This is a genomic window from Streptomyces sp. NPDC008150 (assembly GCF_042956945.1).
Classification (GTDB): Bacteria; Actinomycetota; Actinomycetes; order Streptomycetales; family Streptomycetaceae; genus Streptomyces.
Map to the genome: position 1 here is coordinate 161,298 of NZ_JBIBHJ010000018.1, position 8,738 is coordinate 170,035.

The 8,738-nt window shown below is 74.1% G+C and carries 10 protein-coding genes and 1 pseudogene; 8 read left to right on the top strand and 3 right to left on the bottom strand.

The window, feature by feature from the left end; translation table 11 throughout:
- Positions 1 to 259 precede the first annotated feature (259 nt).
- From ACFZA0_RS33370 to ACFZA0_RS33380, 3 genes are all read left to right on the top strand, one after another.
- Complete coding sequence (locus tag ACFZA0_RS33370; RefSeq protein WP_391023938.1) at positions 260 to 1,195, top strand: alpha/beta fold hydrolase; 936 nt, start codon at positions 260 to 262, stop codon at positions 1,193 to 1,195.
- A gap of 88 nt (positions 1,196 to 1,283) precedes the next feature.
- Positions 1,284 to 2,237: a haloalkane dehalogenase gene (locus tag ACFZA0_RS33375; protein ID WP_391023940.1), complete on the top strand. Its 954-nt coding sequence runs from the start codon at positions 1,284 to 1,286 to the stop codon at positions 2,235 to 2,237.
- Positions 2,234 to 3,115, top strand: coding sequence for a sigma-70 family RNA polymerase sigma factor (locus ACFZA0_RS33380; RefSeq protein WP_391023942.1), 882 nt, complete (start codon positions 2,234 to 2,236; stop codon positions 3,113 to 3,115). The genes ACFZA0_RS33375 and ACFZA0_RS33380 overlap by 4 nt, the downstream gene beginning before the upstream one ends.
- Positions 3,116 to 3,155: 40 nt before the next feature.
- Here ACFZA0_RS33380 and lysA read toward each other — a convergent pair whose 3' ends face one another.
- Positions 3,156 to 4,520: a diaminopimelate decarboxylase gene (lysA, locus tag ACFZA0_RS33385; protein ID WP_391023944.1), complete on the bottom strand. Its 1,365-nt coding sequence runs from the start codon at positions 4,518 to 4,520 to the stop codon at positions 3,156 to 3,158.
- 16 nt (positions 4,521 to 4,536) lie between these two features.
- On the bottom strand, positions 4,537 to 4,962 hold the full coding sequence (locus tag ACFZA0_RS33390; RefSeq protein ID WP_391023946.1) for an SAV_915 family protein: 426 nt from the start codon (positions 4,960 to 4,962) through the stop codon (positions 4,537 to 4,539).
- A gap of 350 nt (positions 4,963 to 5,312) precedes the next feature.
- Between ACFZA0_RS33390 and ACFZA0_RS33395 the strand changes: the two genes are divergently transcribed.
- Positions 5,313 to 5,942, top strand: coding sequence for a hypothetical protein (locus ACFZA0_RS33395; RefSeq protein WP_391023948.1), 630 nt, complete (start codon positions 5,313 to 5,315; stop codon positions 5,940 to 5,942).
- A 69-nt stretch (positions 5,943 to 6,011) separates the two neighbouring features.
- Here ACFZA0_RS33395 and ACFZA0_RS33400 read toward each other — a convergent pair whose 3' ends face one another.
- Positions 6,012 to 6,461 (bottom strand): DUF6299 family protein, encoded by a 450-nt coding sequence (locus ACFZA0_RS33400; protein WP_391023949.1) that lies wholly within the window; start codon positions 6,459 to 6,461, stop codon positions 6,012 to 6,014.
- A gap of 281 nt (positions 6,462 to 6,742) precedes the next feature.
- Between ACFZA0_RS33400 and ACFZA0_RS33405 the strand changes: the two genes are divergently transcribed.
- The 4 genes and pseudogenes from ACFZA0_RS33405 to ACFZA0_RS33420 all read left to right on the top strand — a co-directional run.
- Positions 6,743 to 6,937: a DUF5999 family protein gene (locus ACFZA0_RS33405; protein WP_391023951.1), complete on the top strand. Its 195-nt coding sequence runs from the start codon at positions 6,743 to 6,745 to the stop codon at positions 6,935 to 6,937.
- Between the two features lie 123 nt (positions 6,938 to 7,060).
- On the top strand, positions 7,061 to 7,873 hold the full coding sequence (locus ACFZA0_RS33410; RefSeq protein WP_391023953.1) for a PaaX family transcriptional regulator C-terminal domain-containing protein: 813 nt from the start codon (positions 7,061 to 7,063) through the stop codon (positions 7,871 to 7,873).
- Between the two features lie 201 nt (positions 7,874 to 8,074).
- Positions 8,075 to 8,626, top strand: coding sequence for an adenylyl-sulfate kinase (gene cysC / locus ACFZA0_RS33415; RefSeq protein WP_391023955.1), 552 nt, complete (start codon positions 8,075 to 8,077; stop codon positions 8,624 to 8,626).
- Positions 8,623 to 8,738 (top strand): annotated as a pseudogene (locus ACFZA0_RS33420) (sulfate adenylyltransferase small subunit); the annotation flags it as partial. The gene cysC and the pseudogene ACFZA0_RS33420, both read left to right, overlap by 4 nt.

Below are 8,738 nucleotides of genomic sequence, written 5' to 3' on the forward strand. Positions count from 1 at the left end.
TGTCGCTTCTGTTCCCAGCATGTGGCAGCCGCGGCACGGGCAGAACCGTATCCGCGAAAATCCTCCGCCCGCCGCCGCCCCGAACGCGCCGCGGACGGCCGGGCGGCCGGTGCCGCACGCGGGTACGGGCGTCCCCGGCAAGGGGTAACGCGGGTACGGACGTGCCCCGGGGCCGGAGCGGGCGGACGGCTCCGCGCGTGTGTGCCGTCGTGATAGGCATGCAACTTCGCCCTGTCCGAAAAACCTGGAGCATCCCGGTATGACTATCACTACGCCGACGGCCTTTCTGCCCGTCCAGCACGGCACCGGCCACCGGAGCGGGGTCGAGGAACGCGAACTGCGCGCCGGCGGCTTCCGGTTCGTCGTCCGGGTGGCGTGGTGCGAGGAGCCCGTGACGGAGCCGTTCCTGATCCTGGGCGGCTCGTCGCAGGACCGGCTGTCCTGGACCCGGCACGAGCGTGTCCTGCGTCCCCTGGGCCACGTCGTCACCGTGGACCTGCCCGGCTACGGCGGCGCCGACTTCCTGCCCGCCGAGCACGGCATCGACTTCCTCGCCGACGCGGCCCGGTACGCCCTGGACGACCTCGGGGCGCAGCGCGTCAACCTGCTGGGCGCCTGTTTCGGCGGGGCCGTCGCGCTGCGTCTGGCGCAGCGGCACGCCGAGCGGGTCCAGCGCCTCGTGCTGATCGGCATGACCAGGGACCTGCCGAGCGACTACACCGACTGCGTGCCGCGGTGGATGGCGATGCTGGCGGACGGCCGCAACGACGAGATCGCCCGCGAACTGGTCGACCGCTTCATGTCCCCCGAGGGCACCGGCGAGGTACGGCGGCACGCGGCCGTGTCCCGGCTGCTGTACCGGCAGTTCGCGGGGCGCAGCCCCGAGGAGGTCCGCATGGACGTGGAGCACAACCACCGCCTCATGGCGCACCCCTGGTACGTACGGCACCCGGCGGCGCGTGTCCCCTCGCTGGTGCTGACCGGGGAGCACGACACGCTGACGCCGCCCGCGATGGGCCTCCAGGCCGCGCGCTGCCTCAACGGGGCCTGGTTCACCACCGTCAAGGACGCCGACCATCTGCTGCCGGTCGAGCGGAGCGAGGAACTCGCCGACCTGCTGGGCCTGTTCTGCACCGACCAAGCCATCGACCAGCTCCCGTACTGCAACGCCCTGCAGTTCGTCGCGGGCGACTGAGAAACTTCCCCCGAGGGTGTCACAGGCCCCGCGCGCGCCGTGTCCAACCGAGTGACACACCCACTCGACCGGGGAAGAGGCGACCCGCATGGGACACACGGAGAACAGCACGCGCGGCACGGGCGGCACGGGCGGCACCGCGGACGCGGCGGGCACGCCGCTCACGACGGTCCGGGTGCGCGACTCGTTCATGGTCCACACCGACACCGGGGAGCCCGGGGGCGGCGCGTCCTCGGTCCCGGTGGTGTTCCTGCACGGGAACCCCACCTCGTCGTACCTGTGGCGGAGGGTCGTGCCGCACGTGGCGGGGCTGGCCCGCTGCCTGGCACCGGACCTCATCGGCATGGGCGGTTCCGGCAGGCCCGAGTCCGGCTACCGCTTCACGGACCACGCGGCGTACCTGGACGCGTGGTTCGAGGAGATGGCCCTCGACGAGTTCGTGCTCGTCGGGCACGACTGGGGCGGTGCCCTCGGCATGGACCGGGCGGCCCGGCACCCCGGGGTGCGGGGCGTGGCGCTCGTCGAGACGTTCCTGCGGCCCCTGAGCTGGGCCGAGATGCCGCCCCTGGGGCGCGAGGTGTTCACCGCGATCCGTTCGCCCGCGGGCGAGGAGATGGTCCTGCGCGACAACAGCTTCATCGAGTTCAACCTGCCCCACGGGGTGCTCGGCGGCCTGGCCGCCGAGGACCACGACGTGTACCGCGCCCCGTATCCCGACGCGGCCTCCCGCAGGCCGCTTCTGGCGTGGCCGCGCGAGATCCCCTTCGACGGCGAACCGGCCGACGTGCACGCGCGGATGCTCGCCTACGGCGCGTGGATGGCCCGCACGCCCGAGGTACCGAAACTGCTGATGACCGTCGACGGCGGTGTGGGCATGGGATCGGCGGAGACGGCCGCGTGGGCGCGGGAGACCTTCGCGTCGGTGGAGGTGGAGGGCATCGGACCCGCCGGGCACCAGGCGCCGGAGGACCGGCCCGACGCCATCGGCACGGCCGTGGCCGGCTGGCTGCTCCGGCACGGCATCGCGAAGGGACCCGCGTGAACGGCACCGTAGAGCACGGCGGGGACGACGGCCGCAGCGGTGATGTCCCGTCCGCAGAGCGGGAGTTGGTCGCGCGGGCGGCCGGTGGCGACGCGACCGCGCTGGAGGAGGTCGTCCGCCTGCTCCAGGATCCCCTCTACCGGCTGGCCCTGCGGATGGTGTGGCGCCCGGCGGACGCCGAGGACGCGACGCAGGAGATCCTCGTCCGGGCGGTCACCAGCCTCTCCACCTGGCGCGCCGAGGCCCGGCTGCTGACCTGGGCTTACCGGATCGGCGTCAACCATCTCCTCAACCTGCGGCGCAAGTCACCCCAGGAGCAGCGGTCGTTGAGCCTGGACGAGTTCGGGGCCGACCTCGCCGACGGTCTCGCCGCCGCCGACCACACGGGCCCCGAGGCGGAGTTGCTGACCGCGGAGGTCCGACTGGGCTGCACCCAGGCGGTGTTGCAGTGCCTGGAGCGAGGGGAACGGGTCGCGTTCGTCCTCGCGGACGTCTTCGAACTGTCCTCCGCCGAGGCCGCGTACGTGCTCGGCGTCGGGCCCGCCGCGTACCGCAAGCGGCTGGAGCGGGCCCGTCGGCGGATCCGGGCGTTCATGGAGTCGACGTGCGGGATCGTCAACCCGGAGGCGTTCTGCCGGTGCGCCCGCAGGGTGGACAGGGCGGTCGCCTCCGGCCGCGTCGACCCGCGCCGCCCGGTGTACGCGGGTCATCCGGTGACCCGGCCGGGCCGCGACGTGGCCGACGCGGCGGCGCAGTTGGCGCGCCTGCACGACACGGCGGCCGTCCTGCGCGCCCACCCGGACTACGCGGCACCCCGCGACCGTACGGACGCGGTGCTGACGGTGCTGCGGTCCGGGCGGTTCCCGCTGCTGGGGTGAGGGTGAGGCACGGGCCGGGCTCCCCCCGTGCGGCGTGCCGTCAGAGGCCCACGTCCCTGCCGCGGATGTCGTCCAGGGACTCGCGGCGCACCAGGAGGCGGGCGCGGGCGTCGCGGACGGCGACCACGGGCGGGCGGCCGACCAGGTTGTACCCGGAGGCCATCGACAGGTGGTAGGCGCCGGCGACCGGGAGTGCCAGCAGGTCGCCGGGGCGCACGTCGGCCGGGAGCGGGACGTCGGCCGCGAGCACGTCGCCCGCCTCGCAGTGCCGGCCCACGACGGTCACCGGTGCGCTCGCCGCCGCACTGTGACGGCCCGTCAGGCGTGGTGCGTACCGGACCCCGTACAGCGCGGGCCGCGGGTTGTCGCTCATGCCGCCGTCCACGGCGACGAAGACCCGCCCGCCGGTGCGCTTGACGGCGAGCACCCGGTAGACGGCGACGCCCGCCGGGCCGGTGATCGCGCGGCCCGGTTCGAGCACCAGGCGGGGCACGGGCAGCCCGGCCGCCGCGCACGCCGAGGCGAGTTCCGCGCGGACCCGGCGGGCCAGCGCGGCGACGTCCAGGACCGGGTCGCCGGGGCGGTAGGCGATGCCGTGGCCGCCGCCGAGGTCGAGCTCGGGCAGCAGCAGCCCGTGCTGCCGCCGCAGGGTCGCCATCAGACCCACCAGCCGACGCACGGCGGCCAGGTACGGGCGGACGCTGGTCACCTGGGAGCCCAAGTGGCAGTGCAGTCCGGTGAGTTCGAGCTGCGGCTGGTCGAGGATGCGGACGATGGCGTGCTGGGCGTAGCCGTCGGAGATCGACATGCCGAACTTCTGGTCGTCGGTGCCGGTGCGGATCTTGGCGTGGCCGCCCGCGCTGATCCCGGGGACCACGCGGACCATGACCTTCTGCCGGCCGTCCGGCCCGACGGCGGCCGCGAGCCGGGCGATCTCGGACGGGCTGTCGATCACGATCCGGCCGACACCGAGGCGCAGCGCGGTCTCCAGGTCGCGCGGCGACTTGGCGTTGCCGTGCAGGGTGATCCGGTCGGGCGGGAAGCCGGTGGTCACGGCGAGTTCGAGTTCGCCGGCCGAGCAGACGTCGAGGCCGAGACCCTCCTCCTCGATCCAGTGGGCGACGGCCCGGCACAGGAACGCCTTTGCCGCGTAGAGGACTTCGGCCTCCGGGAAGGCGGCCCGGTAGCCGCGGCAGCGGTCGCGCACCTCGTTCTCGTCGAGTACGTAGACGGGGGTGCCGAACCGTTCGGCGCACTCGGCCAGGGGCACTCCGCCGACCTCGATGTCCCCCTGGCGGGGCTCGGCGGTGGAGGCGGGCCAGACCGACAGGGGGTCGGCCGCGGGGGCGGGGGCGGCGAGGGCCGGGACGGGGGTGGGTGCGGGAGTGGTGTCGAGGGTGGTCATGGTGTTCCCCTTCCGTTCAGCCGAGTCGGCCGAGCCGCGTTGCCGTTGCCGTTGCCGTTGCGAGTACCGGCGTGGATGCCGGTGCCCTCGCAGGTGCCGGTGCCGGGGCCGTGGTGGGTGCGGGCGCCGGGCGGGCCGGGGCGGCGGGCGGGGCGGAGAGCTGGGGGTCCACCGTGAGGGCGGTGACACCGAGCGGTGCGGTGAGGGCGCGCAGCGCGGGCTCGGCCAGGCGGATCCAGGGCCGGCCGGGGCCGAGGGCGGCGGTGAGGGCGCTCTCGGAGGTGAAGGCCACCGCGGTGCGGGCGCCGAGCGGGGTGCGGAAGAGGCGGACGGTGTGGCCCGCCGGTCCCGGCCGGACCGGCACGCAGAGGGATGCGCGGCGGGGTCCGGCCGGGAACCGATCGGAGGGCTCGGGGTCCTCGCCGTACGGGAAGTCAGCCATGTCGGTCCTCCAGATGACGACGCGATGACGCAAGTGACGGGCGCTGTGCGCCGGTTGGCGGCGGCCCCGGACACGGGGAGGTGTCCGGGACGCGCCGCTGCCGACGTTATGCCCGCCCCCGCCGCCCCTCGGGCCCCTCCTGACGCGACACTGACGGCGGCCGACAGGTTCCTGACGCGACGCTGACACGACGTTGACACGCCTGGTCACGGCCCCGTCCGGCCCCGACGGCGCTCGCCCCGGCCCTTTCCGGTCCGCCCCGGTCCCCGCGCGTCAAAATACGGACGTTTCCCGTCAGAGGGCCGTCAAGGAACGGTGTCCCGGCCCCCACCGCTCCTACCGTCGGCGGCATGGGACGCGACGACGACACACGACGGGAACCGGAAGCCGGCCCGGGGCCGCTCCCCGGGCCGCTGCCGGGGCCACTGCCGGAGCCGGGAGCGGCCGGCGGGCGGGGGGCGCGTCCGGTGCCGCGCGACCGGGCGGAGGAGTACGACCGCAACTGGGCGCGGGACGTGCGCAGCGGGGCGCGGTGCGCGGCGCTGTCGTTCGTGCTGCTGCTGGGCGTCGACTACGGCTTCGGCGGGCTCACGCCGGTCCGCGCCGCGCTGTGGCTCGGCCTCGCGGTGCTGCTGTTCGCCGTGCTCTGCCCGGCGCGGGTGCGGGCCGGTGACGGCTGGCTCGCGTCCCGCGGCCTGCTGCGCGAACACCGCGTCCGCACCGACCTGTTGGTGAGCGTGCGGTGCGTGAACGGCGTGTCCGGCGCGCTGGCCCTCCAGGACGTGTTCGGCGGCCGGGTCGAGATCGACCCGGCCGTGCTGAGCGAGAACCCCGGCCTGTGGCACCGCCTCGACGAGGGGGCGCGCCGGTCGGAGCGGTGCGGTTCGCTGGCGTACGGAGCGGCCCTGCTGCACGGGGTCGCCGAACGCATCGACCGCGAGACCGCCCTGAACGTGTTCCGGACGTCGGGACTGGAGTGAGGGAGGGCGGGCCGGAGGCACGGGAGTCGCCCCCGCCTCCGGCCCGCCCCCGCCTCACGTCCCGGCGGATCAGACCGCGGTCAGGGTGACGTCCTGCCGCCGCGCCGCGTGGAAGTGGGGCAGCGGAAGGCCGCCGGAGGGACGCAACTCCATGACGGTGGCCTCGACTTGGGCCGTGCCGTGTTCGAGCGCGTCGGCGCCGACCCGGCCCGTGTTGCGCCACGCGTGCTCGGCGCCGTCGCACACGGCGGTGCTGCCGCCGATGCCGTGCCGGACCGTGGAGTCGCCCTGGGCGACCGACGAACTGACGTACGCGGGACCGGTGTTGCCCGAACAGCGGTAGGTACCGGAGAGCGTGACCGTGCCGTCCGACGCGAGGGTGCCGGTCGGGTCGACGGTCACCGCCTCGGTGCCCCCGGGGGCGGACACCACGGCGTTCGCCGCCGGGGCCGACGCGAGGGGTGCCGCGAGCACGAGCACGGCACCGGTGAGGGCGCCGAGGACGGGGCGCAGGGACATGGAGTACCTCCAGGAGGACGGTGCGGGGGTGGGCCGGCCGCGCGCTCGGCGGGTGCCGACAGGTACCCCTACTGGTACCGGGCCGCCGCCCCCGGACCGGTGACCCTCACCCCTTCGGGGCGAGTCCGCGCGGCCCGTCGTGGAAACGTCCGCGTGTTGTCCGCGTGTTGTCACGCTTCGCGGCAGGCTGTTCCGATGAGCTCACGCCGGGAGCATGGTTGCGTCGTGCGAGGCGGCGACGGCGCCGCCGGCATCCATCGCATCCGACGTGGAGGTGCGCCATGTGTTCCCACCAGACCTCGTCCCGCACGGCGGGACCGGACGCGCCGCACATCGTCGCCGCCCATCCCGAACAGGGCTGGAGTCTGCTGTGCGACGGTGCGATCGTCTTCGACGACAGCGGTGAACTGAGCCCGGACGGACGGGTGGTGGCCCCGCGCCGCGCCGTCCTGCCCCGTGCCACGACCACCGTCTGAGCTTCCCCGGGCCTGCTGACGGGCCGTCCGAAAGCGTGCGGCGCACGGCCCCCGCGGTCACCGCGCCGCACCCCGGGCGACCGGACACGACCCGGTGACCAGCGGTGATACCGACGACCTAAGATGATCAACGTGTCCGACCCGCACGCACCCCGGTCTCTCGTCGTCACGCTCTTCGGCGCGTACGGCCGTCTTCTGCCGGGCCCGCTGCCCGTCGCCGAGCTGATCCGGCTGCTGGCGGCGGTCGGCGTGGACGCCCCGTCCGTCCGCTCCTCGGTGTCCCGGCTGAAGCGGCGCGGCCTGCTGCGTCCGGCCCGCACGCCGGAGGGCGCGGCGGCCTACGAACTCTCCCCCGGTGCCCGGCAGTTGCTGGAGGACGGTCACCGCCGCGTGTTCGCCCCGGCCACCCGGGACGACGAGGGCTGGGTGCTCGCGGTGTTCTCCGTGCCGGAGTCGGAGCGGCAGAAGCGGCACGTCCTGCGCTCCCGGCTCGCGGGACTCGGCTTCGGGACGGCGGCGCCCGGCGTGTGGATCGCCCCGGCCGGCCGCTACGAGGAGACCCGGCACACCCTGCGGCTGCTGCGCCTGGAGCCGTACGTGGATTTCTTCCGCGGCGAGCACCTCGGGTTCGCGGCGACCGAGGAGGCCGTCGCCGACTGGTGGGACCTGGCGGCGATAGCGAAGCGGCACGAGGCGTTCCTCGACTCCCACGCGCACGTGCTGCGCGCGTGGGAGACGCGCCCGGACACCCCGCCCGAGGAGGCGTACCGGGACTATCTGCTGGCCGTCGACTCCTTCCGGCGGCTGCCGGACACCGACCCGGGGCTGCCCGCGCGGCTGCTGCCGGCCGACTGGCCGGGCATCCGGTCGACGGCGGTGTTCCGGAGCCTGCACGCGCGGCTGCGGGACGCGGGAGCGACGTTCGCCGGACTGTGACCCCACCGGTCCCACCGGTCCCACCGGTTCCGCCGCTCACGTCGTCGGCCGTTCCGTCCCGGTTCCGCCACCCCTTTCACAGTCACCCCACGGGCACCACCAGTCACTCAGACAAACCTCAGACTCCTCCGGCACTGCTCTCAGATTTCTTACCTACGCTGCGAGATGTCGTACGCCAGGTAAGAAAGAGGTCTATTGCGCATGACCACCACGGCAAGGGCTCAGGGAGCCACGGTCTGGCTCACCGGCCTGCCGAGCGCGGGCAAGACCACCATCGCCCGATGTCTCGGCGATCGGCTGAAGGCCGAGGGACACCGCGTGGAGGTCCTCGACGGCGACGAGATCCGCCGTTTTCTCTCCGCGGGACTTGGATTCTCACGAGAGGACCGCAACACGAACGTTCAGCGCATAGGCCTCGTCTCCGAGGTACTCGCCCGCAACGGCGTCCTGTCGGTGGTGCCGGTGATCGCCCCCTACGCGGACAGCCGCGAGGCGGTGCGCAAACGGCACGAGGCGAGCGCCACCCCGTACATCGAGGTGCACGTGGCGACCCCGGTCGAGGTGTGCAGCGAGCGCGACGTCAAGGGCCTGTACGCGCAGCAGGCCGCCGGTGAACTGTCCGGCCTGACGGGTGTCGACGACCCGTACGAGGAACCCGCCGACCCCTCCCTGGTCCTGCGGACGCAGTCCCAGACGCCCGCGGAGTCCGCGGACGCCGTCTACGCGGTGCTGGCCGAACGGGGGCTGGTGTGAGTTCCTTCACGCTTTCTCACCTGGACGCCCTGGAGTCGGAGGCGGTGCACATCTTCCGCGAGGTCGCGGGCGAGTTCGAACGGCCGGTGATCCTCTTCTCCGGCGGCAAGGA